Raw genomic sequence first — 25,312 nt, forward strand, 5'->3', positions numbered from 1 at the left:
AGTCCGCTCCTGCGGGGCACCCTCGACGGACAGGACCATGAATTTCCCCGGCGATCGGCGACGGCCGGAGAATTTCTGGAACCTCCCGCCCGTGAAAGCCGTCGTGTTCTATAGGTGCGACACCTACGCGCCGTGCCGGCAGGTGAGGATTCATCCGGTCCGCCGGCACTCTTGCGGACTCCGGAGACGAACATGCAGGAAGTCATCCGATACATCGAAGAGCAACGCAAGCGGTACGAGGATCACGACTTTTTCACCCGGCTTCTGGCCGACGAAACGCTGCCCGGGGGCAAGCGCCTCGCCTGGGCTCCGAGCGTCGTGCCGTTCATCATGGGCTATTCCGACCTGAACAAGTACGTCTTCCGCAAGAATTCCGAGGCGGGCGAGCTCGACCCTCTGCAGGAACTGCTCAACGCCCACACCTACGAGGAGGACTTCCACTGGCAGTGGATGCTCACCGACCTCGCCAAGCTCGGGGCGGACGGCCACATGCCCCTCTCCGACGCGTCGCGGGTGCTGTGGGGAGCGGACTTCCAGCACTCCCGGCGCCTCTGCCTCGGACTGACCGAAATGGCCGCCGACGCTCCGACGTACGCCGTGTTCGCGATGGTCGAGTCCATCGAAGCCGTCTCCGTGACGATCTTCGAGCACTGCCAGGGAATTACCCTGCAAAACGGCGAGGAATGCGACTTCTTCGGCACTCCGCATTATCTCGCGGAGGCGTCGCACAGCATCAAATCTCCGGAGATCGAGAATTCCGGCCTCCCGCAGCTCGATGCCGTACAACGCGAGCGGGCGAGGCTCATCGTGGACCGCACTTTCTCCTTGTTCGACGACTGGTCCACCGCCCTGCTGAATTTCGCCCTGAAAAACGAGGGATACCAGCTCACCTACGAGCGAATAATCCATGACAGCAAGCATTCCTCCCCGATACCGGTGCCGTGATGAGCCGGTCGGAGACCACGATTTCTCGTCCCGAGGAGGGTGACGGTCCGGCGGGTGCGTGACCGTCCGCCCGGAGAGCGGCGGAGACGTGCGCGGCGGCACGGGGCCGTACGCCCACTGCGTACGGCCTCGGCGCATATCCGGTGGCGAAAGGCGAGACCCGGGCGCGCGGCGCCGGCACCTCAACTCCCGGTGCCCACCGCGGAGATCCGGACCGGGCGGGGGAGCGGAACGGGCATCGCCGCCGCCCGCCCTCTCGGGCATCGGCGGGGCCGCCCGGGGAATGCCCGAGAGTGAACGGTAAGTGTCTTTTCCCGACGGATACGGTTCACCATCTCGGCCGATGATGGCGGTAGATGTGCCTCCCCAGGTGTCGTAGTGTCACGTGCGTCGGCGCGCAACGGAGCACGCAACGGCGGCTCCGGCGCGGCGGTTCACCGCGGAGGAGGAGGCACGCATGGCAGCCACGTTCGGGCGACGGCTCCGCCGAGGGGCCGGGTCGGCCGCTGTCGCAGCCCTGGTGGTGGCCGCCCTGACGGCCTCTCAGGCGCCGGGCGCCGTCGACCGCGCCCAGGCGGCACCGGACCGCACCCCGCAGCCGCCCGCCGACTCCACCGTCGACGGCGACTCGCCCTACTACACGGACCTGCCGCCCCTCGACAGCCCCGTACCGCCCGCCGGCTCGCGGAAGAAGCCCGGCGCTCCGGTCGCCATCGGGCCCGCCGAGGCCGGAATCCCCGCCACCGTGCTGGCCGCGTACCGGAAGGCGGAGGCGAGCATCGCCGTCAGCGCCCCCGGCTGCCGGCTGCCGTGGCAACTGCTCGCCGCGATCGGCAAGGTGGAATCCGGCCAGGCGCGCGGCGGCGCCGTCGACGCCGAGGGCACCACCCTGCGGCCCATCCTCGGCCCCCAACTCAACGGCAAGGGCTTCGCCCGTATCACCGACACGGACCAGGGGCGTTACGACGGCGACCGCACCCACGACCGCGCCGTGGGCCCGATGCAGTTCATCCCGTCGACCTGGTCCCAGGGCGGCCCGGACGGCACCGGATGGGGCGCCGACGGCAACGGCGACGGCAAGAAGGACCCCAACAACATCTTCGACGCCGCGCTCGCCGCCGGCCACTACCTCTGCGGCGCCGACCGCGACCTCTCCCTCGCCCGCGACCTGGACCGCGCCGTCCTCGGCTACAACCACTCCGAGGACTATCTGCGCACCGTCCTGTCCTGGTACGCCTTCTACCGCAAGGGCACCCACGAGGTCCCGGACGGTACGGGCGTGCTGCCCGTCCAGCGCCGCGGCGGCACCTCCGGCGGCACCGTCAGCCGCGGCGGGGGCGCACCGGCGAAGCCCGGCCGCACCCCGGACGGCGCGAAGGGCGGCCCGAAGAGCCCCGGCAAGAACACCGGTAAGGAACACGAGGAGAGCCGCCCGGGCGGGGGAGCGGACACCAACGGCCCCTCTTCGGGCGGCACTTCGGGCGGTACCGGCGGCACGGGCTCGACCGGCGGAACCGGCGGCACAGGGTCCACCGGCGGAACCGGCGGAACCGGCGGCACGGGCGACACCGGCACCGGCGGCGGCACCCCGCCCCCCACCGACCCGACCGAGCCCACCACCCCCGCGCCCCTCACCGCCCTCGAGCGGACCGGCGACAAGGACCTCACCGCCACCACGGGCAACACCTTCACCACCCCGCCCCAGGTACGCGCCAAGGACGGCGCGGGCAAGCCCGTCGCCGACGCCCCCGTACGCTTCACGATCACCGGTACCACCGACGCCCGCTTCCCGGACGACGCCACCACCGTCACCGTCACCACCGGCAAGGACGGCCTGGCCACCGCCCCGGCGCTGCGCGCGGGCAAGACCACCGGCACCTTCACCGTCCGCGCCACCGCCGTCGGCCGCACCGTCCCGCCCGTCGACTTCGCCGCCACCGTCGCGGCGCCGCCCGCCCCCAAGGCCGACACCCTCACCCGCACCTCGGACGAGGAGCTGACCGTGACCGCGGGCGACAGCTTCGCCGCCGACCGCATCGAGATCAGGGCCGGCTTCCGGGGCAAGGCCGCCGCGGGCGTCCCGGTCACCGCCACCATGGTCACCGACGACCCCGACCACCCGGCCCCGAACACCGCCGGACCGTCCTTCACCGACCCGCAGGCCACCGGCGCGGCCACCGACACCCCGCAGCGCACCCTCACCGACCTCACCACCGACGCCGACGGCCTGCTGAAACTGCCGGAGATCTTCACCGACGCCGACCACCCCGGCACCTACCGGCTCCGCCTCACCACCGCCGACGGCGCCGTCCTCACCCTCGAACTGAAGGTCACCGCGCCCACCGCCTGACCACCACCGCGCCACCGCCGCCGCCCCGCCCACCCCGGGCAGGGCGGCGGTGTCACGTGTTCTCATCTCGGCCGCCCGTTGCTACGGTGCCCCCTCCCTGACGAAGCATCAGCTCTCCGGGAGCCGCCCATGCGCGCCCTCACCGCAGCCGCCGCCGGCCTCGCCGCCGCGCTCCTCCTCGTCCTCACCATCACGGCGATCGGCGCCCCCGGCGGCACCACCTCCCCCAAGCCGCTGCGGACCACCGTCCCCGCACACCCCTGACGGCCAGGACGCCGCACACCCCGCAAGGGAAGGGACGCACCGCCATGCGCCGCAAAGCCAGCCTGATACTCCTCGCCGTCGCGGTCTTCTTCACCGCGCTCTCCCCGCTGCTGCGCTGGTACGCCTTCCCGCGCCTCGCGAAGGTCCCGCCCAGCCAGTACCAGGACACCGTCCTCGTCGCCGAGCCCGCCACCCTCGTCGACTACGGCACCATGAAGGCCAAGAAGGTCCCCAAGCTCACCGTCGTCCAGACCCTCAAGGGCAACGTCGCCGCCGCCGACCGCATCGAACGGACCGCCGACCGCGACGTCGTCGTCTGGGACGCGCTCACCTACGTCGCCGGACCCGACGGCAAAATGGTCTCCCAGATCCCCGAGCGCTACATCTTCGACGCCCACAGCCAGGAACCGGTCCACGCCACCGGCGAGAGCGTCGACGGCGACACCGTCCGCCGCGACGGCATCGAGTACAAGTGGCCGTTCCTCGTGGAGAAGCGCGACTACTCCTACTACGACCCGCAGACCCGCGCCGCCGCCCCCATCCACTACAGGGGCACCCGCACCTTCCACGGTCTCGAGGTCTACTACTTCGAGCAGACCATCCCCTGGACCAAGGTCCCGCTGCCCAAGAAACTGCCGGTCAAGGGCGTCACCGCGGACTCCGTCCGCAAGATGGGCACCACCCGCTGGTACACCACCAAGCGCATGTTCTGGGTCGACCCCGTCACCGGCGCCCCCGTCAACGGTGAGGAGATCCACCAGGAGGAGCTGCGCGGCGGCGACCTCCTCCCCGGCGGCGGCAAGGTCACCGCCTTCGCCGGACACGTCAAGATGCGCCCCGACTACGTCGACGCCGTCGTCGCCCTCGTCTCCTCCCAGCGCACCCTGGTCCTCCTCCTCACCAGCTACCTCCCCTGGGGCTTCCTCGCCCTCGGCGCCTCACTCCTCGCCCTCAGCCTCACCCTGGAGGCCCGCGCCCGCCGCCCCCGCCCGACCGGCCCGCCGCCCACCGCACGGCCCGTTGTCAGTGGCGGACCGTAAGGTGACAACAGAGCTGAACGAGCCCGCGACGCCTACGAATTGACCTCCACCGCGAAGATCCGCGCCCCTCAGATCCGGCCTCTCGGCCAGGCCCCGTCACCCGTCTCCAACCCGCCCCGACACCCCACCCGGACCCTCAGCCCCGCTCCCTCTTCAGCCGCGCCGTCGTGTACCGCGTCGGCTCGGCCGCCGACGGATCCTCGGGCCACGGATGCTTCGGATAACGGCCCCGCAGCTCCGCCCGCACCGATCGGTAACCCTCCCGCCAGAAGGAGGCCAGATCCGCCGTCACCGCCGCCGGACGCCCGGCGGGGGAGAGCAGATGGACCAGGACCGGCACCCGCCCGTCCGCCACCCGCGGCGATTCCTGCTGCCCGAACATCTCCTGCACCTTCACCGCCAGCACCGGCTGCGCACCGCTGTAGTCGACCCGCACCCGCGAACCGCTCGGCACCTCGATCCGCTCCGGCGCCAGCTCGTCGAAGCGCACCGCCGCACCGGAAGCCCACGGCAGCAGCCGCCCCAGCGCCGCCCCCGCGTCGACCCGCTCCAGATCCGCCCGCCGCCGCGCCCGGCCCAGCTCCACACCCAGCCACTCCCCGGCCCGCTCCAGCAGCGCCGCATCCGACACATCCGGCCACGGCTCCCCCAACTCCCCGTGGAGAAAGGCCATCCGCTGCCGCAACGCCACCGCCCCCGCCGACCAGCGCAACAGCCCGACCCCCTCCCGCCGCAGCCCCTCCGCCACCGCCGCCCGCACCGCCCCCGCATCCGGCGCCGGGAGCGGACGCGCCACCAGCTCGATCGCCCCCAGCCGCGCCACCTCCCGCGCCACGACATCGCCGTCCGCCCACCGGACCTCCGCGCCCCGCGAGGACAGCGCCCCCGCCGCCGCGACCGCCGTCGCCTCGTCGATCACCGCCGCCAGCCGCACCCGCGCGGACGCCGCCGCCACCGGACGGTCCGCCACCGCGACCGCCAGCCACCGCGCCTCCCGCAACCGCGAACCGGCCTCGGCCGTCTCCGCACGCGTCCCCGACGCCATCAGAAAACTCCCGGCGCCCCGCGCCCGCGCCACCCGCTCCGGGAACGCCAACGCCGCCACCAGCCCGGCCACCGCATCGTCGTCCCCGACACCACCGGAGCGCCCGGCGGCCCCCGCCTTCGCCTCCCCGATGCCCTCCGGCCCGAGCCCCGTCACCGCCGACGCCAACCGGCGCGCCTCCTGCCGCCACCGCCCGGCATACGCATCACCGCCCCGCCGCGCCTGCCGCCACGCGGCCGCCAGATCGTCCCCGTACGACCGTGGCGGCTCCTCGCTCAACAACGCCACCACCTCGGCCGCCGGCCGCACCCCCACCTCCCGCGCGCCGTCCAGCAACGCCCGCGCCAACCGCGGCGGCACCCCCAGCCGCGCCAACCGCCGCCCCCGCTCCGTCACCCGGCCGTCCGCATCCACCGCACCGACCGCGCCCAGCACCTCCCGCGCCGCCGCCATCGCCCCCGCGGGCGGCGCATCCAGCAACGCCAGCCCCGCCGCCGACGGATCGCCCCAGCACGCCACCTGCAACGCGAACGCTGACAGCTCCGCCACCTTGATCTCCGGGTCGGGGAACCGCGGCAACCGCCCGTCCTCCCCCTCCGACCAGCAGCGATACACCGCCCCCGGCGCCTCACGCCCGGCCCGCCCGGCCCGCTGCCGGGCCGCGGCGCGCGATGCCCGCACCGTCGCCAGCGCCCCCAGACCCCGCGCATGATCCGTCCGCGGCACCCGCGCCAGCCCGCAGTCCACCACCACGCGGACCCCCGGCACCGTCAGACTGGACTCCGCGACCGCCGTCGCCAGCACCACCCGGCGCACCCCGTCACCCCCGGCCAGCACCGCGTCCTGCACCTCCGCCGGAGCCCGCCCGTGGACCTGCCACACCTCCGCGTCCACCCCGGCCAGCAGCCCCGCGACCCGCCCGATCTCCCCGGCGCCCGGCAGAAAACACAGCACATCGCCGGACCGCTCCCGCAGCGCCCGCCGCACCACCCCCGCCACATGCGTCAGCAGCGCCGGATCCACCCGCATCCCGTGCGCCGGCCGCACCGGACGCTCCGGCGGCGCCCACACGACCTCCACCTCGTGGGAGGTGCCCGCCGCCGTCACCACCGGAGCCGGTCCCTCCGCGCCGCCCAGCAGCGCCGCCCACCCCGCCGCGTCCGTCGTCGCCGACGCCGCCACCAACCGCAGCTCCGGCCGCAGCGCCGCCCGCACATCCAGCAGGAACGCCGCCGCCGTGTCCGCGTCCAGATGCCGCTCATGGCACTCGTCCAGCATCACCACGTCGACGCCCGCCAGCTCCGGATCCCGCTGCAACCGCTGCAACAGCACCCCGGTCGTCACCACCTCCACGGCGGTCCGCGGCCCCACCCGCCGCTCCCCGCGCACCGTGAAACCGACCCGCTCACCGACGCGTTCCCCCAGCAGCCACGCCATCCGCCGCGCCGCCGCCCGCGCCGCGATCCGCCGCGGCTCCGCCACCAGCACCCGCCGCTGCGGGCCGTGTCCCACGAGCCCCGCCAGCTCCAGCGGCACCAGCGTCGTCTTGCCCGTACCGGGCGGCGCACACAGCACCGCACTCCCCGGCCCGTCCAGGGCCTCACGCAGCGCGGGCAGCGCGGAACGGGCGGGCAGCAGACTCAGTACGTCATCGCGGATCACCCGCCCAGTCTGCCGCCCCGCCACCCGGCCGGGCCCGCCCCCGTCAGCGCCGCGGACTCACTCCGCGACGCACACGAAGATCGCCGTCCCCGGGATCAGATACCCGCGCAACGGCGACCAGCCGCCCCACTCCTGCGTGTTCTCGTCCGGCCACTCCGGTTCCACCAGATCCACCAGCCGGAACCCGGCCGCGACCACGTCCCGCACCCGGTCACCCACCGTCCGGTGATGCTCGACATAGACCGCGCGACCGTTCTCGTCCTGCTCCACATACGGCGTCCGGTCGAAGTACGACGCCGCCACCGACAGCCCCTCGGGCCCCGGCTCGTCCGGGAACGCCCAGCGGATCGGATGCGTCACCGAGAACACGAACCGCCCGCCCGGCCGCAGCACCCGCCGCACCTCGCGCAGGACCCGCACCGGATCGGCGACGAACGGAATCGCGCCGTACGCGGAACACGCCATGTCGAACGCGCCGTCCCGGAACGGCAACACCCCCGCGTCCGCCTCCACCAGCTCCACACCGCCCGCGGCCGCACCGTCGGCCGCGTCCCCGATGCGCAGCGCGTGCTGCAACTGCCGGTGCGAGAGATCCAGGGCGACCGGATGCGCACCCTGCGCCGCCAGCCAGCGCGCACACTGCGCCGCGCCAGCCCCGATCTCCAGGATCCGCAGGCCCTTCAGCCCCTCGGCCGGACCGAGCAGTCCGGCTTGCTCCTCGTCCAGCCCCTCCGGTCCCCAGACGAACCGGTCGTCCCCGAGGAACGCGCCGTGCTCGCTCTGGTACTCGTCGGCGTTCCGGTCCCACCAGCCGCGGCTGGCCCGGCTGCTCTCCGTTGCCGAGGCATGACGTCGGGTCGCCTCCGGCTCGTACTCTTGGTTCATCGCGCCCGTCGTCGTAGTCTTCGCTGAACTTGCAGCAGTAGGGACGGCGAGGCCCTCCGGGCCCCGCGGAACATCACGCGTGCCGGTAATCGGGCGTTCTGCCCTGGGTGTGCGGCTTCGCGCATTGACCCTGCCCGGCTGCCCCCGTATGCTACAAGTTGCGCTGCGGGCTTGTGCGCCTCAGACGGAGCAGGTCGCGCTCGCATCTGTATGTATGTCCCCTCGGTTTTCGAGGCGTTTCGGTTGCTCCGTTCTGTGCGGGGCTTCCAGGGAAGCGCCTCTGACGCTGTCCGGCTTGTGCAGAAGCGATAACGGCTCTCGGCGTAGCAGTACCTACGACTTCAATGTCCGTACCGGAGCCCTTTCCCACATGACGAGCAGCACCGAGACCACCGCCACCACCCCGCAGGTTGCGGTCAACGACATCGGTAACGAGGAAGCCTTCCTCGCCGCGATCGACGAGACGATCAAGTACTTCAACGACGGCGACATCGTCGACGGCGTCATCGTGAAGGTCGACCGGGACGAGGTCCTGCTCGACATCGGTTACAAGACCGAAGGCGTGATCCCCAGCCGCGAGCTGTCGATCAAGCACGACGTCGACCCCAACGAGGTCGTCGCCGTCGGTGACGAGATCGAGGCCCTGGTTCTCCAGAAGGAGGACAAGGAAGGCCGCCTCATCCTGTCCAAGAAGCGCGCTCAGTACGAGCGTGCCTGGGGCACGATCGAGAAGATCAAGGAAGAGGACGGGATCGTCACCGGTACCGTCATCGAGGTCGTCAAGGGTGGTCTCATCCTCGACATCGGCCTCCGTGGCTTCCTCCCGGCCTCCCTGGTCGAGATGCGCCGCGTCCGCGACCTCCAGCCCTACGTGGGCAAGGAGCTCGAGGCCAAGATCATCGAGCTGGACAAGAACCGCAACAACGTGGTCCTGTCCCGCCGTGCCTGGCTGGAGCAGACCCAGAGCGAGGTCCGCCAGACCTTCCTCACCACCCTCCAGAAGGGTCAGGTGCGCTCCGGCGTCGTCTCCTCCATCGTCAACTTCGGTGCCTTCGTGGACCTGGGCGGCGTCGACGGTCTCGTCCACGTCTCCGAGCTGTCCTGGAAGCACATCGACCACCCCTCCGAGGTCGTCGAGGTCGGCCAGGAGGTCACGGTCGAGGTCCTCGACGTCGACATGGACCGCGAGCGCGTCTCCCTGTCGCTCAAGGCGACCCAGGAAGACCCGTGGCAGCAGTTCGCCCGGACCCACCAGATCGGTCAGGTCGTCCCGGGTAAGGTCACCAAGCTCGTTCCGTTCGGTGCGTTCGTCCGCGTCGACGAGGGCATCGAGGGCCTGGTCCACATCTCCGAGCTGGCCGAGCGCCACGTGGAGATCCCGGAGCAGGTCGTCCAGGTCAACGACGAGATCTTCGTCAAGGTCATCGACATCGACCTGGAGCGTCGCCGGATCTCGCTGTCGCTGAAGCAGGCCAACGAGTCCTTCGGCGCCGACCCGATGGCGGTCGAGTTCGACCCGACCCTGTACGGCATGGCCGCGTCCTACGACGACCAGGGCAACTACATCTACCCCGAGGGCTTCGACCCCGAGACCAACGACTGGCTGGAGGGCTACGAGGCCCAGCGCGAGGCCTGGGAGAACCAGTACGCCGAGGCCCAGCAGCGCTTCGAGCAGCACCAGGCGCAGGTCGTCAAGTCCCGCGAGGCCGACGAGCAGGCTGCGGCCGAGGGTGCTGCGGCCCCGGCGGCCGGTGGCGGCAACGCTGGCGGCGGCAACGCCGGCGGCGGCTCGTACTCCTCGGAGTCGGCGGACAACTCCGGCGCCCTGGCGTCGGACGAGGCCCTGGCCGCGCTCCGCGAGAAGCTGGCCGGCGGCCAGAGCTGAAAAGCTCCCCGCTAGGCACTAGCCGATAGGCGAAGGCCCGCCCCCTTACGGGGCGGGCCTTCGTCGTTCCCGGGACCGGCCGGTGCCGCTGCCCTGGTACGTCGACCCGGCCCGGCGCCTCTGTCGGCCGACGCCCTCGCAGGTCAGCCCACCGGAATACCGGGGTTGGCGACGCCGCGCCCACCGGTCACGGTGTTGTCGCCCGCGATCGTCACCGGGCACTTCTTCGCGTCGTAGTTCGTGATGTTGAAGCCGTAGCGGCCCTCCCCGGAGGCGCCGCTCAGGTCGGACTTGTTGCCCTTGAAGACCGTGCCACACCCCCAGCCGGACTCCTGGGAGTGTGTCTCGTAGCCGTTGTTGCTGGTGTGCCGACCGGTGTTCTTCTCGACCAGGACGTCGTTGCCCTTCACGTCGACCCAGGAGTCGTCGTAGTTCGCGCCGGTCAGCCCACTGCCGTCGAAGGTATTGCCGACGATCTTCGTCCCCGTCGTCCCTTCCTTCACATCGACGTTCTCGCCGCCGACGCCCGGACCGATGGTGTTACCGAGAATCTGAACGTTGTCGCTGTGATCGTCCGTGCCGCCCGCGCTGCCGACGTACACGCCCTCGCCCATTCCGCTGCCACCCTTACCGGTGTCACGGATCGTCGAGTTCTTGATGACCCCGTTCTTGCTGGACTTACGGAAGTGGACGCCCTCCATGTCCAGATCGTGCACGGTCACCGAGTCGATCACGACGCCGTCCGCGCCGTCCATCATGATGCCCTTCTGTCCGCCGGTGACGGTGATGCCCTTGATCGTCCAGTACGAGGCGCCGTTCAGGTGCAGGCCGTAACCGCCGCCGGCGGTGAGGACCGCCTTGGACGATCCGGTGAGCGTGATCCGCGAACCGGAGCTGCCCGCGGCCGACGTTTTGAAATTGCCTTGGTAGGTACCGTCGGCGAGCTGGATGGTGTCGCCGGGCTTCGCCTCCGCCAAGGCGGACTTGAGCTGCGACGCGTTCGAGACATCGATCGCGCGGGTGGGGGAGACGGCGGGCGAACCCGCGGGGGAAGCGCCCGCGGTGCCGGTCAGGGCCGCGCCGACGGCCAGTGCGAGGGCGGCCGAAGCGGTGAGAAGGGGTCCGGTGCGCATTCATCTGCCTTTCCGTATATGAACGTGGGGCGGAAATGTGAATCGCGAGGGTCGTCGAGAAGCTAGGGGTGCCGCAGTTCGAGCGTCAAGGGGCCTGCATGGACATGAACGGGGACATGGTTCAGAAGAGTGAACGGTGGGTGATGTGCAGGTGCACACGCCGCAACCCGCCGCACCTCCTGACCGAGCGGGTGCACCGTGCTGTCGGAAGGTGGGAGACTCAGGGCCGCCCATGACCCGGCCGACCGCGTTGCTTCCCTGGCCCGGGCCCCGGATGCCCGGGCACCGGAGCGCGGCGGTCCGACGATTCGGAAGGGCGGTCCGCCATGGCACGCCGGCGCAGAAATCCTGGCCTGATGCTGTCGGGCCCGCGATCACAACCGGGAATGTGGCACCCCGGCCGGATGTTGTCCCGGACGGACACACGAAGGAGCGGACACTGTGTTGGATCCCCAGGGGTTGTACGAATGGGAGCCGAGCGGGCTCGCCGAGGCGGAAGCCATCACCGCCCAGGACTCCGCCGGACTGGTGCTGCTGTACCACTTCGACGGCTACATCGATGCAGGTGAAACCGGCGACCAGATCGTCGAACGGTTGCTGGACGACCTGCCGCACCGCGTCGTCGCCCGCTTCGACCACGACCGGCTCATCGACTACCGCGCCCGTCGCCCCCTGCTGACCTTCGACCGCCACCGCTGGACGGACTACGAAACGCCCCGCATCGAACTGCGGCTCGTCGAAGACACCACCGGCGCCCCCTTCCTGCTGCTCTCCGGGCCCGAACCCGACGTCGAATGGGAGCGGTTCGCCGCCGCTGTCCGGCAGATGGTGGAGCGCCTCGGCGTACGACTCTCCGTCAACTTCCACGGCATCCCGATGGGCGTCCCGCACACCCGCCCCGTCGGCATCACCCCGCACGGCAACCGCACCGACCTCATGCCCGGCCACGCCGACGTCTTCGAAGAAGCGAAGGTCCCCGGCAGCGCCGAAGCCCTGGTCGAGTTCCGGCTCGCCGAAGCGGGACACGACGTGCTCGGTGTGGCCGCGCACGTACCGCACTACATCGCCCGGTCGCCCTACCCGGACGCCGCACTCACCGCGCTGGAAGCCGTGACCGCCGCCACCGGCCTGGTCCTGCCCGGCACCGCACACTCCCTGCGCACCGAGGCGCTCCGCACCCAGGAAGAGATCGAACGGCAGATCTCCGAGGGAGATGAAGAACTCGTCGCTCTGGTCAGCGGGTTGGAGCACCAGTACGACGCGGTGGCGGGCGCGGAGACCCGCGGCAACCTCGTGGCGGAAGCGGTCGACCTGCCGTCCGCCGAGGAGATCGGCAACGAACTCGAACGCTTCCTGGCGGAACGCGAAGCGGACGACGGAACCGCCTGACACCGGATGCGTACGGGGTGGGGCGTGGGGTGCTCTGTGCGTCTCGGCCCAGCCCCTGCGACCTCGGATCCGGGTGCTCCCTGGGCGGGTGGGTGCAGCCTGCGTATAGCGTGAGCCCATGGTGAAGGTCGGACTGACAGGCGGAATCGGCGCCGGCAAAAGCGAAGTCTCGCGGCTGCTGGCCTCCTACGGCGCGGTGATCGTGGACGCCGACAAGATCGCGCGCGAAGTCGTCGCACCGGGCACGCCTGGACTGGCGGCGGTCGTGGCGGAGTTCGGCGACGGCGTACTCGCGGAGGACGGATCCCTCGACCGCCCCAAGCTCGGCGGCATCGTCTTCTCCGACCCCGCCAAACTCCAAGCCCTCAACGCCATCGTCCACCCCCTCGTCGGCGCCCGCTCCGCCGAACTGGAAGCCTCCGCCGGACCCGACGCCGTCGTCATCCACGACGTACCGCTGCTCACCGAGAATGGCCTGGCCCCCCTCTACGACCTGGTCGTCGTCGTGGACGCGGCCCCCGCAACCCAGCTGGACCGGCTGGTACGCCTGCGGGGCATGTCCGAGGACGAGGCGAAAGCTCGAATGGCCGCCCAGGCCACCCGCGAACAACGGCTCGCCGTTGCCGATGTCGTGATTGACAACGATGGGCCGCTGGACGCTTTGGAACGGCAGGTTCGGGAGGTTTGGGAGAGGTTGGGGGAGGGGTGAGGGGGGATCCTGGGGCTCCGGGGGGGGGCTTCCCCTCCCCCCCCGCCCCCCGCCCCGCCCCACCCCCTCCTTCCTCCCTCCGCCCGCCCCTCACCCCTCTCCGTCTCGCGCTCCCTTCTCGGCCTCGTGCGGGCTGAGACGAGGCGTCGATGCCGGTTCCTTATCCGCCGGCCGTCCGCCGGGAATGCCGCGTCAGGCGTTGTCGTTGTGCGGTGAGTATCCGACCGGGTGGCCCAGGAGGGGCATCCGGTGCTCACCGGAAGGAGGCCGCCGTGCAAGAGCGCAGCCCCGAGACCTATGTCATCGATTACCGCACTGCGGAGCAGCTGCTGGACATCCGCGACCCTCGGGGCGCGATCCGGCTGCTCGACTCGGTTATCGAGGCGCACCCGGAGAACACCGCGGCGCGGCTGCTGCGTGCTCGCTCCTTCTTCCTCGCGGCTCAGCTCCGTCCGGCCGAGCTGGAATTCCAGGTCGTGCTGGAGCGTGAGCCGGACAACGCGTTCGCGCACTTCGCCCTGGCACGTACTTTCGAGCGGGCCGGCCGCCCCGTAGAGGCGCTGCGCCACTTCCGTCTCGCCGCGGCCCTCGAACCGAGGCCCGACTTCCTCCAGGCTGCTCGCTTCGGCACCGGTACCGACGACGTCGGCCCCGACCTGCCGCCTGCTCCCGCTGCCTGATCCGTGTGCTCCGGGCGTCCTGAGGCGGGCCCGGCCTTCGGGCCTTCCTCCTTTCCTCAGGCGAACGACGTGCATGGGGTCGTGAGTGTGGTGGCGCTACGGGTGCGCTCGGCCCTGTGGCCCTGACGAGCGGGGCCGGGTGAGCGCCTTGTTCCGGCCGTGGTCGGGCTCGTAGGGGGGTATGTCCTTGCCCGGCTGGTAGTGCGGGCCCTGGTGGATGTGCCGGATAACCATGGCCAGGTCCATCAGGGTCACCACGGCCAGAGCGGCGCAGGCGGCTGCCCAGCCCGGTCTGCCGACCATGACGAAAGCCACGGTTCCGGCGACGGTCCAGACCAGCCCCCAGATGATCAGTCCGAAGCGGATTTTCAGCGGACTGCGTGCGTGAAGGGGCTCATTTCCCGTGCGCATTGCCATCCATCTCCCGTCTCCATGGTCCTCCTGAATCGTGGGGTCGTCACTCACCGGTGCGTAGCGCCACGTCACCCAGCGCAGGAGGGGCGAGCCCGCGCGAGGGCGGTCGGCGAGGTGTGAGCCGAGGCGACTCCGTAAGTAATTCCGTTCCCTTCGGTCCGTGCGGACGGTGTCCTCCGATCCGCGCTCCGTGCCCTCGAGAGGTGTGGACGTGGGTCAGGCGCGGGGGTCGCCGGCCGGGTGTCTGTTGATCCAGGACAGCCCACCGATGTCGAGCCGGGAGCGTGCTCGGGTCACCGCTACATAGGCGAGGCGGGCCTCGTCGGGATCGACGGGGCCGGGGAGCGGTATCCCGCGGTCGTCCTGCTCGTCCAGATCATCGGGCTCCGTGAAGTCGTCGCCGATCCGTACGCTGTCCCATTCACGCCCTTTGGCGCGATGTGCGGTGGAGATGGTGACCTCGGCATGTTCTTCGGGTGAGAGCTGGTCCAGGGTGGCGAGGACCGCCTCGCTTCCGTGGGTGTCGACGAGCTCCACCAGCGGCAGCAGATCTCGGCCCGCCGGGTCGTACTCTGCGTATTCGCGCAGCTCGCCCCACGAGGCGAAGAGAGTCAGCTCCGGGTGCCTGGTCGACCGGCCCGATTCCAGGTCGTGTGCGGCCTGCGCCAGGGCGCGCAGCGCCCCGCTACCGCCGGCGAGTGCCACTCTGCGGCCCGTCGCCAGCTGCCGTATCACCTCCCTCATCGCGCCCGCGTTGGACCGGCAGAGGATCGCCCGAGGGGTGCGGACCACGGTGAGTTCCGTGGTGCGCCACGGTGCTCCGGTGAGACGTAGTGGTGCGTTCGCCAGGGTCAGCCAGCGGTTCGCTTCGTGGGCGAGTGCCGGGCCGAAACGGAAGGAGCGGGAGAGGTGGAGGTGCCGGCCGGGGGATCCGGTCATGATGTCGCGGGCCCCGCGCCAGCCGTAGACGGCCTGTGCGGAGTCGCCGACCAGCACCACCTGGGCGTGTTCCCGCTGGGCGTCGAGAAGGTGCTCCACGACCGGGTTGGTGTCCTGCGCCTCGTCCAGGAGGAGGTAGTCGGTAGGGATGACGGGGTCCTGCAGGGCCCACATCTTGAGGTAGTGATCGTGGAGGAACCGCACTGCGCCCCGGTCCGGATTCTGCAGATCGGCCCATGCCTTGCGTGCGTACGGGAGAACGGCATCGGAGAGCCGGCTGTGCAGTGGCTCGGCCTCGGCGCCGCGCAGGGGTGGGACATGGTGGTGTGCGAGATCGCGGTCCGCGGACTGGCAGAAGCGGTTCACGGTGCGCAGTGCCGTGCAGGACAAGGCCCGGCTCGTGATCTTGCGGGGGCCGAGGCGTAAGGACATTCCGGTGTCCATCCCGAGAGCCGCACCGGTCCGCCACCCCGAGCGCCGGGGTGCGTCCAGCCGGGCCCGGTATTTTCTGCCGACTTCGGCGTGGGCAAGGGCATGCGCGGTGGTGCAGGCGGTCTCCGACGGAAAAGCGTGGGCGGCATCCCTGGCGATGGATCTGTTGAAGGCGAGGTAGCGGCCGCGGCGGCCCTGGGCCTGTGCCTCGTGCGCCAGCATGGCGAGGGTCGTGGTCTTTCCCGTCCCGGCGCCCGCCTGGATCACGAGGTGTGAGCCGGACCGGAACGCCTCCGCCGCTGCGCGCTGTTCGGTGGTGGGGGTGGTGGTGCGAGGGGCAGGCATGGGCATCTCCTCGACGAGACGAGTTGGTCACGGAAAGTAATTTCGTGACTCACTGTAATCTCTTCGGCGTCGCTGCGCGAGAACTTTCGCGGGCTGTGGAAAACCCGCGAGGGAGCGGACGGCGCGGTGCGCGTGTGTGCGCCGGGGTCCGTGGCGGCGGACCGCCGGAAGCCCAGCTCAGGGGCGATTGTCAGTGGCGTCTGGTTCCATCGGCGGTGGATCGCTCGCAGCGATCCGCAGCGGGGGAGCGCTCGCGTCGGAGCGACGGGGAGCGGAAACGAAGCGGGGGAGGAGGGGCCGTGCAGACGACCGTAGACTCGCAGGCTGGAGCCTTGTGGCAGAGGGAAGCTGCCGAACCGGCGAGGCGTGTGACAGCGAGTGATCGGCAGACAGAGGTAGGCATGGCGGCGGGCGGTGAGCGGGTGGGGCGCGCCGGTTCGGCCGTCGGTGCCTCGCCGAGTTCGCGTCGTGCTGCCGAGGGAGAGAAGCAGCGCTCGGGCCTGGCGACGTGCGCAGCGATCTTCCTGCCGGGCTCGCCGCCGCGAGCCGGGACCGTCGCGTTCTGGCGGCCGGACGGTGCCCCGCTCCCCTGCGGGGAGACCGAGCACGGTAGCGAAGAACGACGGGCCGGGACGGTGCCCGGCGACGGTCAGTCCCACGGCGCCGTGCAGTTGACCGTCGCCCGACGCCACGGCAACGGCGCACGGAGCCGCGCTGTCCCCGCCGTACTCCTGCCGATCGCTGACGCGCTCCCCCTGCTGCTCGATGCCCGGCACGCCGCCGGAGCCCATCCGGCGGCCGCCTGCTGGGGAGCTGCAGCCCACCACGCGCTGCACCTCGTCGCGCGGGGACGGCTGCTGCCGGGCCTCACCGAACAGGACGTCGACGCCTGGCGCGCCGGGCCGCTCGACCCGGACGATGCCGCCCACCTCGCCGCCGTCGCCGCAGCCATGCCCGGCGAGGCATACGCAGCGCCCCTGCCCGGCACCCGCCCCCTCCAGCTCCCCGACCCGGTGGCGCTCGTCCGGCTCTTCGTCGACGCCGTCACCGACACGCTGCCCCGCACACCGGGCGCCGCGCTCCTCGCCGGGCCCGCCTTCGCCGCCCAGGAACCGCAGGCGATCCCCGGCGCACGGGAGTGGGCGGCCGAAACCGCGGCCGGTGCGGACGCCGGGGTACGCCTCTCCCTACGGCTGGACCTCGCCCCGCACCGGCTCTTCGACAGCCCGGACGCGGCGTCGCCCACGGACGGACACGATGCGGAGGACTCGGCATCCGAGCGGAACGCCGCCGCGGCCATCCTTCAGGTCCACAGCCTCACCGACCCCACCCTCGTGACCGACGCGGCAGACCTGTGGGACGGCGACGGCGCCGACCGCTTCGGCCCCCGTTCCCGCGTCGACACCCTCCTGTCCCTCCGCCGCGCCGCGCGGATCTGGGCCCCGCTCGGCCGACTCCTCGACCGGCCGGTCCCGGACGTCCTCCCGCTCGACGAAGACGAACTCACCGATCTGCTCGGCGCGGTGGCGACCCGGCTGAAAGCCGCCGGGGTGGCCGTCCACTGGCCCAGAGAGCTGGCCCGTGGCCTCACGGCCACCGCCGTACTGCGCCCCGCACCCGGTACCGCCGCCGACGGATTCGGCTTCTTCGACACCGACCAACTCCTGCAGTTCCGCTGGCAGCTCGCCATGGACGGGGTGCCGCTCACCGAGGCCGAGATGGACGGACTCGCCGAGGCACACCGCCCCATGGTCAGACTGCGCGACCGGTGGGTCCCGGTCGACCCCGCCCTCGTCCGTAAGGCCCGCAAGCGGGAGGTCGGCCTCCTGAACCCGGCCGACGCCCTCGCCGCCACCCTCAACGGCACCACCGACATCGACGGCGAAGAGGTGGAGGTCGTCCCCCTGGGGGCGCTCGCCGCACTGCGCGACCGCCTCGCCGACCCCACCCACCTCCTGCCGCAACCACCCGCGCTCCGCGCCACCCTCCGCGACTACCAGCTCCGCGGAATGACCTGGCTCGACACCATGACCTCCCTCGGTCTCGGCGGCTGCCTCGCCGACGACATGGGCCTGGGGAAGACCGTCACCGTCATCGCCCTCCACCTCCACCGCCGCCCCGCCGACCCGGTGCTCGTCGTCTGCCCCGCCTCCCTCCTGGGGAACTGGCAACGCGAGATCGAACGCTTCGCGCCCGGCACCCCCGTACGCCGCTTCCACGGAGCGGGGCGCAGCCTCGACGGCGCGGACAGCGGATTCGTCCTCACCACCTACGGGACGATGCGTAGCAGCGCCGCCCAACTCGCCGACCACTCCTGGGCCTGGGTCGTCGCCGACGAGGCCCAGCACGTCAAGAACCCCGGCTCCGGCACCGCCAGAGCGCTGCGCGGCATCAAGGCGCCCGCCCGCATCGCCCTCACCGGCACCCCCGTCGAGAACAACCTCTCCGAACTCTGGGCCCTCCTCGACTGGACCACCCCCGGGCTCCTCGGGCCCCTGAAGACGTTCCGCGCGCTGCACGCCCGGGACGTCGAGGGCGGTGAAGTCCCCGGGGCCGCGGAGCGCCTCGCGCGGATCGTGCGGCCGTTCATCCTGCGCCGCAGAAAGTCCGACCCCGGTATCGTCCCGGAGCTCCCGCCCAAGACCGAGACGGACCACCCGGTGGCGCTCGGCCGCGAACAGGCAGCCCTCTACCAGGCGGTCGTCCGGGAAACCCTCGCCGCCATCGAAGGCGCGGAAGGTATCGCCCGCCGCGGCCTGATCATGAAGCTGCTCACCGCCCTCAAGCAGATCTGCAACCACCCCGCCCAGTACCTCAAGGAGGCCGCACCGGGACTCGTCGCCCGCTCCGGCAAGCTCGAACTCCTCGACGAACTGCTCGCCACCATCCTCGCCGAGGGCGGTGCCACCCTGATCTTCACCCAGTACGTCGAAATGGCCCGGCTGCTCGAACGCCACCTGCGCACCCGCGGCATCCCGAATCAACTGCTGCACGGCGGCACCCCCGTCGCCCGGCGCGAGGAGATGGTCGACCGCTTCCAGTCCGGCGACGTCCCGGTCTTCCTGCTCTCCCTCAAGGCCGCAGGCACCGGACTGAACCTCACCCGCGCCGGCCACGTGATCCACTACGACCGCTGGTGGAACCCTGCGGTGGAGGAGCAGGCCACCGACCGTGCCTACCGCATCGGCCAGACCCAGCCGGTCCAGGTGCACCGCCTCATCACCGAAGGCACCGTCGAGGACAACATCGCGGACCTCCTCACCGCCAAGAGAGCACTCGCCGACGCGGTGCTCTCCACCGGGGAGACCGCATTCACCGAACTGTCCGATGCCGACCTCGCCGACCTCGTCTCACTCCGGAGGCCCGCATGAGCCCCCGCCCCGCCTCCGGACCCCCCGACCCGTTCGCCGCCGGCCCCCGCCGTCGCCCGGCCGGCCGGCAAGGAGCCCCCGGCACCCCGCCGTTCCGCGGCCGGCACGCCGACGCCGGGCGCAGAGCAGTCGCGGACCGTCTCGCCCGCGCCGACCGCTCCCGCACTTTCCCGCCGCTGCCACCGCACACCACGGGCGACACCTTCGCCACCACCTGGTGGGGCCGCGCCTGGCTCGACGCCCTCGAAACCACGGCCCTGGATCCCGCACGGCTGGCCCGCGGCCGCGCCTACGCCCGCGACGGCCACGTCGACACCGTCAACATCACCCCCGGGCGCATCCTCGCCACCATCCGCGGCAGCCGGCCGCGCCCCTACAGCGCCGAGATCCGCCTCCGCACCCTTCCGGACGAGGAGTGGGACACGCTCCTGGAGACCGTCGCCGCCCAACCGGCCCAACTGGCCGCACTCCTGGCCAAGAAGCTCCCCGAAGCCCTCGCCGACGGCACCGTTCCGCTGCTGCCGGGGCCCGGAGACCTCACGCCCCGCTGCTCCTGCCCTGACCACGGACGCCCCTGCAAACACGCCGCCGCCCTCTGCTGCCACGTGGCCCGCCTCCTGGACGCGGACCCCTTCGTCCTGCTGCTCATGCGCGGCCGGGGCGAACGCGAACTCCTCGACGACCTCACCCGCCGCAGCGCCGTCCACACCGCCCGCGAGACTCACCCGGAACCCGAGAACCACCAAGCCCGACAGGGCGACGGGCCCCAGGGGACCGCTGATTTTCACGAAGCGCGCCGATCCCGACCGGGGTTGCCGCCCTCGGCAGGGGCCCGGCCGGACCCCCACGGCCCGGTTCCTCCGGCCGGTCTCGCGCCGCGTCGGAGGGCTCCCGAGCGCACAGTCCCGGCGAGGCCGGAGGCCGAGGCCGCTCCTGTATCCCCGCACGGTCCGCTACGCGACCCCGCACCCCGGCCCCCGGACACCCGGCGCGGGGTGCTCGCCCGCGACGCCCTCGCCGACCGCCCCCGCCCGCCGCTCCCGCCACCCCTGCCGCTCCCCGACGCACCGGGATCCACCCCGGCGCTCCCGGACGGCACCGGCCTGCCCTTCGACCCCGCCGCCGTCGAATTCCTCGCCACCGACACCGCCGCCCGGGCCCACGCCCGCCTGGCCGCCCTCGGGCGACCCGCCGCCCGGCGCCGTACGGAGGCCGACCAGACAGCCGCACTCACCCCCTGGCAGGACGCCCTCCGCCTCGCGGCCACCGCACACCCCACCGCCGGGCTCACCTCCGCCACCCGCGCCCTCTTCCGCGACCTCGCCGCCGCCACCGGCCGCAGCACCGAGGACGTCGCCCGCTCCGTGGCCGCATGGCGCCAAGGAGGACGCGAGGGTCTTGTCCTCCTCGAAGAACCCTGGGACCCACCCGCCGGAGACTTCGACCGCGCCCGCAGCGCCCTGCTCGCCGCAGGCCACCCACCCCTGCGCCCCGAGCACAACCGCCTCACCGACCCCGCCCGCCGCCACCAGCTCCGCTTCGGCCACGACGGCCGCTGGTACCCGTACGAATCCGACCCCGGAGCCGAGATCTGGTGGCCCACCGGCCCCGCCGACCCCGACCCCCTGACCGCCCTCCGCAACCTCCTCACGCGATGACTAACCTCGACACGGTGGAAGGACTCGACACACTCACCCGCTCCCTCGCACAGCGCACCCCCGAGCAGCTCGCCGCGCTCCTCACCCGGCACGCGGCCCCGCTCTCCCTGCGCCCCGCCGCCACCGGCCTACGGGACCTCGCCACCGCGCTGTGGTCGTACGAAACCCTCCACCACCTGGTGCTGCACCTCGACCATCCGAGACTCCAGGTCCTCGCCACCACCGCCCGCCTCAGCCAGGACCGCGCCGACCAGGACGCACCGGCCCCCGCCGCCCCCTCGTCCGGCGCCGACTACCAGTCCCTCATGGCACACCGGCTCTCCTTCGCCCGGCTGGCCAGCGCACCCGTCCCGCCCGACGCCACCTGCACCGCACTCGGAGCCACCGCCGGCCCCGCCCGGGCCACGGCCGAAGCCGCCCTGCGCTCCCTCTGCGACGACGGAATCGCCGCCCGCACCGAGGACGGCCACATCGTCGTCCCGCCCCGGACCGCGCAACTCCTGGCAGCCGCGCCCCTCGGACCGTTCACCGCGGCCCCGCCACGCCTCACCCCGCACCCCGCCCGGCCCGGCACCGGCCCCCTCAGCCCGACCGCCCTCCGCGACGAATCGGCCGCCGCGGCAGCCACCCTCGCCACCACCGCCGAACGGCTGCTCGCCGCACTCGCCACCCAGCCCGCCGCACTCCGCAAATCCGGCGGCCTCACCGTCCGCGAAACCAAACGCCTCGCCAAAACCGCCGGAGCCAGCGAGGCACACACCCGCCTCCTCCTCGACCTCGCCCTCGCCGCCGACCTCATCGCCCTCACCCGCACCCCCTCCGGCATCACCGCCCTCCCCACCGCCGCCTACGACGACTGGCTCACCCGCACCCCCGGCGAACGCCTCGCCCCGCTGCTCACCGCCTGGTCATCCCTGTGGGGCCTGCCCACCCACACCCCGTACGGCGAAACCCCGACCGCCCTCGTCCGCGGCCACGACCGGCACGCCCCCGCCCTCCGCCACGCGCTGCTGGCCGCGCTCGCCACCGTCCCCCTGGGCAGCGGCGCCCCCCTCCCACCACTGCCCGACACCCCGCAACCGGCTGGCGGCAGCACGGCAGACACCCCGCTGCGGGAACTCCTCGACGCCGCCCGATGGCACCGCCCCCTCGCCTTCGACGCCCAGCCCCAGATCGAGGACCGTGCCGCCCACACCCTCCACGAAGCCGCCTACCTGGGGCTCGTCGCCCACGGCACGCTCACCCCGCTCGGCGAAGCCCTCCTCGCCGACCCCCGGGACCTCGACGCGGCACTCCACGACCTGCTGCCGGCGCCCCTCGACCACGCCCACTTCCAGGCCGACCTGACCGCCGTGGTCCCCGGCCGCCCCACCCCCACCCTCACCGACCTGCTCGCCGCCACCGCCGACCGCGAATCCGAGGGCCACGCCGTCACCTGGCGCTTCACCCCCGCATCCGTACGCCGCGCCCTCGACGGCGGCCACCGCCCCACCGACCTCCTCGCCGCCCTCACCGCGGCATCGGCCGACGGCCACCTACCGCAACCCCTCACCTTCCTCATCGAGGACACGGCACGCGCCCACGGCCGGATGCGAGTGGTCCCCGCGGCCTGCTGCCTCCGCTCCGACGACGAGACCCTCATCGCCGAACTCGCCGCCCACCGCGCGCTGCAGGGCCTGGGGCTCCGCGCCATCGCCCCCACCGTCCTCGTCAGCAGCCGCCCGCCCGCCGACGCCCTCGAAGCCCTCCGCGCCGCGGGGTACGCCCCGGCCCTCGAATCCGACACCGGAGTCACCCAGGTGGAACGCCTCCCCACCCACCGCACCCACGCCCCCGTCCCCGTCCGCAACCCCGACGCCACGCTGGCCCTCGCCCGCCGTCTCCTCGGCACGCCCGACCCGGCCGATGCCGGTTGTCCACAGCCCTGACGAGCCGCTGCTCGCGTCAAGTAGCGTTTCACCGTACGGAGTCGAGCACGGCACAACGGGGAGGGCGTGAGGCCGGAATGGGGACACACGGCATGAGCGGCGGAAACGTGTCGAACGACGTCTCGGGAAACGTCCAGGGCACGGTGATCCAGGCCGGGGTGATCGAGGGCATCTGGCAGGCCCCACCGCCCCCGAAGACCCCCACCCCGCGCCAGGTCCCACCGGAGCTCGCCCAGTTCGTGGACCGCGAGCCGGTGCTGGAAGCCATCGACAGCTGGACCGGTGACCTCCACGGTGCCCCGCGCGTCGCCGTGCTGAGCGGTATGGCCGGCGTCGGAAAGAGCACCACCGCCCGCCGCTGGGCACACCGCGACGAGACCCGCTTCCCCGGCGGCGCCTTCTACGTCGACTTCGCCGAGCTGCGAAGAGAAGCCGGAGGAGACATCTCCGCAGGGGTGAGCCAGTGCCTGCGGGCCCTTGGCGTGGAGGACCAGTACCTGCCCCGCTCCCTCGGCGAGCTGTCCGCCCTGTTCCGCAGCCGCACCGCCGGTGAACGCGTGCTGCTCGTGCTCGACGACGTGACCGAGCCCGCCCAGGTCCGTGCACTGATTCCGGGCGCCCCCGGAAGTGTGGTGCTCGCGACGAGCCAGGGACGGCTCGGCGAGCTGATGATGGACGGAGCCCAGCTGATGCCTCTGGAACCGCTGACCCCGCACCACGGCCTCCAACTGCTACGACGCCTGTGCGGGGAGGCCCGCATCGCCCCCGACGACGAGGACGCCCGCCGCATCGTGGAGTACTGCGGCGGCCTCCCCGTGGCCCTCCACGTCGCTGCCGCCCGGCTCGCGACCCACCCCCGGCTGACCACCGCGGCCCTCGCCGCCGAACTCGCCGACGAGCACCACCGCCTGCAGGCCCTGCGCATCGGCAAGGAACACACCGTCTCCGCCGTCTTCGCCATCGCCTACGACGGCCTCCCCACGGAAGAAGCCCGGCTCTACCGGCTCCTGGGCCTGCACCCGGGACGCAGCTGGGACGCCGCCTCCGCAGCCGCCCTGGCCGGGGCGGCACCCACCGAGATCCAGGAACAGCTCGACAGCCTGGAGCGCGCGAGCCTGATCACCGCTGCGGACGACGGCCGCTACTCCTTCCACGACCTCGTCCGCCTCCACGCCCGCGAACAGACCACCCGCACCGACCCCGAAGCCGAACGCACCGAGGCCGTCCGGCGGGTGGTGGACCACCTCCTGGCCCGCGCCGCACAGGCCGACCTCTCCGTGATGGCCGCACGGATGCGCATCGGAACGTACGTCGAGCGGCTGGACGACACCGAGGGAGCCCCGGCCTTCGACGACCGGCAGCAGGCACTGGACTGGCTGGACTCCTGGCGCAGCGAACTCCTCGCCGCCCAGCGCACCGCCGCCGACCACGGCTGGCACCGCCCGGCCTGGGAGCTGGCGGAGGCTCTCACCGCGCTCTACCTCAACAGGCGCTACCTCCACGACTGGGTCCGGTCCGGAGAACTGGGCGCCGCCCACGCCGCCGCCGACGGCAATCCGGCTGCTGAGGCCCGACTGCGCGCCCTGCTGTCCCGCCCGCTGATGGACCGCGACGAACCGGAGCGCGCCCGCGGTGAGCTGGAGACCGCCATCGTCAAGGCCGACGCATCCGGCCACGCTCTGCTCCGGGCATCCGTCCGGGAGTTCTACGGCCGGTACTGGGACCGCTGCGATCCGACCCGGGCCATCGCGACGTACGAGGAGGCGATGGTGCTCTACCGTGCCGCGGGGGACGCCCGGGGCATCGCCATCGGCCTCTACTTCATGGGCTGCGCCGAAGACGCGGCCGGCCGGACCGAGCAGGCCCTCGAAACCTTGCGGGACGCCTACGACCGGTTCATGACGCTGGACGACCGCCGGATGGGCGCCCGCGCCCTGGCGGCCATCGGACGCGCCGAGCACCGTCTCGGACGGAGCGACGAGGCCGTCGCGTCCCTGGAAGAGGCGGTCGGCATGCTGCGGGAGCGAGGCGCACTCCACTACGAGGCACCGGCCCGCGAAACGCTGGCCGCGATAGCCGAGGAGCGGGGCGACCGCGACCTGTGGCGGCGTCACCTGACCGCGGCGCTGGCCATCTACGAAGCGGGCGGCGGACCCCGCGCGGAAGAACTGCGCCGCCGCCTGGCCCGGACCGAGGAGGACACCGAGGAGCCGCCCCGTACCTGACCCTGCGCCCACC

At 72.4% G+C, this 25,312-nt stretch carries 17 protein-coding genes; 12 read left to right on the forward strand and 5 right to left on the reverse strand.

The genetic code is table 11. The annotated features are described in order from the left end of the window. Positions 1-192: 192 nt before the first annotated feature. The 4 genes from ACZ4U4_RS20335 to pgfA all read left to right on the forward strand — a co-directional run bounded on the left by ACZ4U4_RS20335 (position 193) and on the right by pgfA (position 4,599). Positions 193-945, forward strand: coding sequence for a hypothetical protein (locus ACZ4U4_RS20335; protein ID WP_467876054.1), 753 nt, complete (start codon positions 193-195; stop codon positions 943-945). Positions 946-1,402: 457 nt separating this feature from the next. Beyond that, on the forward strand, positions 1,403-3,295 hold the full coding sequence (locus ACZ4U4_RS20340) for a lytic transglycosylase domain-containing protein (RefSeq protein WP_467876057.1): 1,893 nt from the start codon (positions 1,403-1,405) through the stop codon (positions 3,293-3,295). A 129-nt stretch (positions 3,296-3,424) separates the two neighbouring features. Beyond that, complete coding sequence (locus ACZ4U4_RS20345) at positions 3,425-3,559, forward strand: SPW_0924 family protein (RefSeq protein ID WP_467876059.1); 135 nt, start codon at positions 3,425-3,427, stop codon at positions 3,557-3,559. 44 nt (positions 3,560-3,603) lie between these two features. Next, positions 3,604-4,599 (forward strand): cell envelope lipid trafficking protein PgfA, encoded by a 996-nt coding sequence (gene pgfA, locus ACZ4U4_RS20350; RefSeq protein ID WP_467876062.1) that lies wholly within the window; start codon positions 3,604-3,606, stop codon positions 4,597-4,599. A 136-nt stretch (positions 4,600-4,735) separates the two neighbouring features. On the opposite strand, the gene hrpB is transcribed toward pgfA, so the two are convergent. Both hrpB and ACZ4U4_RS20360 read right to left on the reverse strand, forming a co-directional pair. Continuing rightward, a complete protein-coding gene (hrpB, locus tag ACZ4U4_RS20355; RefSeq protein WP_467876064.1) occupies positions 4,736-7,306 on the reverse strand; it encodes an ATP-dependent helicase HrpB in 2,571 nt (856 codons plus the stop codon). Positions 7,307-7,363: 57 nt separating this feature from the next. Beyond that, positions 7,364-8,191: a class I SAM-dependent methyltransferase gene (locus tag ACZ4U4_RS20360; protein WP_467876067.1), complete on the reverse strand. Its 828-nt coding sequence runs from the start codon at positions 8,189-8,191 to the stop codon at positions 7,364-7,366. 370 nt (positions 8,192-8,561) lie between these two features. Between ACZ4U4_RS20360 and rpsA the strand changes: the two genes are divergently transcribed. Then, on the forward strand, positions 8,562-10,076 hold the full coding sequence (gene rpsA, locus ACZ4U4_RS20365) for a 30S ribosomal protein S1 (protein ID WP_391647616.1): 1,515 nt from the start codon (positions 8,562-8,564) through the stop codon (positions 10,074-10,076). 143 nt (positions 10,077-10,219) lie between these two features. Here the strand turns inward: rpsA and ACZ4U4_RS20370 are convergent, their stop codons facing one another. Next, positions 10,220-11,209 carry a right-handed parallel beta-helix repeat-containing protein gene (locus ACZ4U4_RS20370; RefSeq protein ID WP_467876069.1) on the reverse strand — a complete coding sequence of 330 codons (990 nt, stop codon included), beginning with the start codon at positions 11,207-11,209 and terminating at the stop codon, positions 10,220-10,222. Positions 11,210-11,650: 441 nt separating this feature from the next. On the opposite strand from ACZ4U4_RS20370, the gene ACZ4U4_RS20375 reads away from it, so the two are divergent. The 3 genes from ACZ4U4_RS20375 (at position 11,651) to ACZ4U4_RS20385 (ending at position 13,987) form a co-directional block, all read left to right on the forward strand. After that, a complete protein-coding gene (locus ACZ4U4_RS20375; protein ID WP_467876071.1) occupies positions 11,651-12,598 on the forward strand; it encodes a PAC2 family protein in 948 nt (315 codons plus the stop codon). Between the two features lie 118 nt (positions 12,599-12,716). Next, entirely contained in the window at positions 12,717-13,307 is a 591-nt protein-coding gene (gene coaE / locus ACZ4U4_RS20380) for a dephospho-CoA kinase (RefSeq protein ID WP_467876074.1), read from the forward strand. A 272-nt stretch (positions 13,308-13,579) separates the two neighbouring features. After that, positions 13,580-13,987: a tetratricopeptide repeat protein gene (locus tag ACZ4U4_RS20385; protein ID WP_467876076.1), complete on the forward strand. Its 408-nt coding sequence runs from the start codon at positions 13,580-13,582 to the stop codon at positions 13,985-13,987. A 96-nt stretch (positions 13,988-14,083) separates the two neighbouring features. Here ACZ4U4_RS20385 and ACZ4U4_RS20390 read toward each other — a convergent pair whose 3' ends face one another. Continuing rightward, positions 14,084-14,404 (reverse strand): DUF6343 family protein, encoded by a 321-nt coding sequence (locus ACZ4U4_RS20390; protein WP_467876078.1) that lies wholly within the window; start codon positions 14,402-14,404, stop codon positions 14,084-14,086. A 213-nt stretch (positions 14,405-14,617) separates the two neighbouring features. Further along, positions 14,618-16,117 (reverse strand): UvrD-helicase domain-containing protein, encoded by a 1,500-nt coding sequence (locus ACZ4U4_RS20395; protein WP_467876080.1) that lies wholly within the window; start codon positions 16,115-16,117, stop codon positions 14,618-14,620. Between the two features lie 401 nt (positions 16,118-16,518). On the opposite strand from ACZ4U4_RS20395, the gene ACZ4U4_RS20400 reads away from it, so the two are divergent. From ACZ4U4_RS20400 to ACZ4U4_RS20415, 4 genes are all read left to right on the forward strand, one after another. Next, the gene (locus ACZ4U4_RS20400) at positions 16,519-19,488 is read left to right on the forward strand and encodes a DEAD/DEAH box helicase (RefSeq protein ID WP_467876083.1); all 2,970 of its coding nucleotides are present in this window, start codon (positions 16,519-16,521) and stop codon (positions 19,486-19,488) included. Then, a complete protein-coding gene (locus ACZ4U4_RS20405; RefSeq protein ID WP_467876085.1) occupies positions 19,485-21,146 on the forward strand; it encodes an SWIM zinc finger family protein in 1,662 nt (553 codons plus the stop codon). Before ACZ4U4_RS20400 ends, ACZ4U4_RS20405 begins: the two co-directional genes overlap by 4 nt. After that, positions 21,143-23,074 (forward strand): helicase-associated domain-containing protein, encoded by a 1,932-nt coding sequence (locus ACZ4U4_RS20410; RefSeq protein ID WP_467876088.1) that lies wholly within the window; start codon positions 21,143-21,145, stop codon positions 23,072-23,074. Before ACZ4U4_RS20405 ends, ACZ4U4_RS20410 begins: the two co-directional genes overlap by 4 nt. A 92-nt stretch (positions 23,075-23,166) precedes the next feature. Then, complete coding sequence (locus tag ACZ4U4_RS20415; RefSeq protein ID WP_467876091.1) at positions 23,167-25,299, forward strand: NB-ARC domain-containing protein; 2,133 nt, start codon at positions 23,167-23,169, stop codon at positions 25,297-25,299. Positions 25,300-25,312: the final 13 nt, after the last annotated feature.

The organism is Streptomyces sp. NPDC029159 (genome assembly GCF_055564055.1).

Excerpts from the sequence above, each read along its gene's own strand:
- ACZ4U4_RS20335 (WP_467876054.1), top strand. The coding sequence starts at position 193 with ATGCAGGAAGTCATCCGATACATCGAAGAGCAACGCAAGCGGTACGAG.
- ACZ4U4_RS20340 (WP_467876057.1), top strand. The coding sequence starts at position 1,403 with ATGGCAGCCACGTTCGGGCGACGGCTCCGCCGAGGGGCCGGGTCGGCC.
- ACZ4U4_RS20345 (WP_467876059.1), top strand. The coding sequence starts at position 3,425 with ATGCGCGCCCTCACCGCAGCCGCCGCCGGCCTCGCCGCCGCGCTCCTC.
- pgfA (WP_467876062.1), top strand. The coding sequence starts at position 3,604 with ATGCGCCGCAAAGCCAGCCTGATACTCCTCGCCGTCGCGGTCTTCTTC.
- ACZ4U4_RS20360 (WP_467876067.1), bottom strand. The coding sequence starts at position 8,191 with ATGAACCAAGAGTACGAGCCGGAGGCGACCCGACGTCATGCCTCGGCA.
- rpsA (WP_391647616.1), top strand. The coding sequence starts at position 8,562 with ATGACGAGCAGCACCGAGACCACCGCCACCACCCCGCAGGTTGCGGTC.
- ACZ4U4_RS20370 (WP_467876069.1), bottom strand. The coding sequence starts at position 11,209 with ATGCGCACCGGACCCCTTCTCACCGCTTCGGCCGCCCTCGCACTGGCC.
- coaE (WP_467876074.1), top strand. The coding sequence starts at position 12,717 with ATGGTGAAGGTCGGACTGACAGGCGGAATCGGCGCCGGCAAAAGCGAA.
- ACZ4U4_RS20390 (WP_467876078.1), bottom strand. The coding sequence starts at position 14,404 with ATGGCAATGCGCACGGGAAATGAGCCCCTTCACGCACGCAGTCCGCTG.
- ACZ4U4_RS20395 (WP_467876080.1), bottom strand. The coding sequence starts at position 16,117 with ATGCCTGCCCCTCGCACCACCACCCCCACCACCGAACAGCGCGCAGCG.
- ACZ4U4_RS20400 (WP_467876083.1), top strand. The coding sequence starts at position 16,519 with ATGGCGGCGGGCGGTGAGCGGGTGGGGCGCGCCGGTTCGGCCGTCGGT.
- ACZ4U4_RS20405 (WP_467876085.1), top strand. The coding sequence starts at position 19,485 with ATGAGCCCCCGCCCCGCCTCCGGACCCCCCGACCCGTTCGCCGCCGGC.
- ACZ4U4_RS20410 (WP_467876088.1), top strand. The coding sequence starts at position 21,143 with ATGACTAACCTCGACACGGTGGAAGGACTCGACACACTCACCCGCTCC.
- ACZ4U4_RS20415 (WP_467876091.1), top strand. The coding sequence starts at position 23,167 with ATGAGCGGCGGAAACGTGTCGAACGACGTCTCGGGAAACGTCCAGGGC.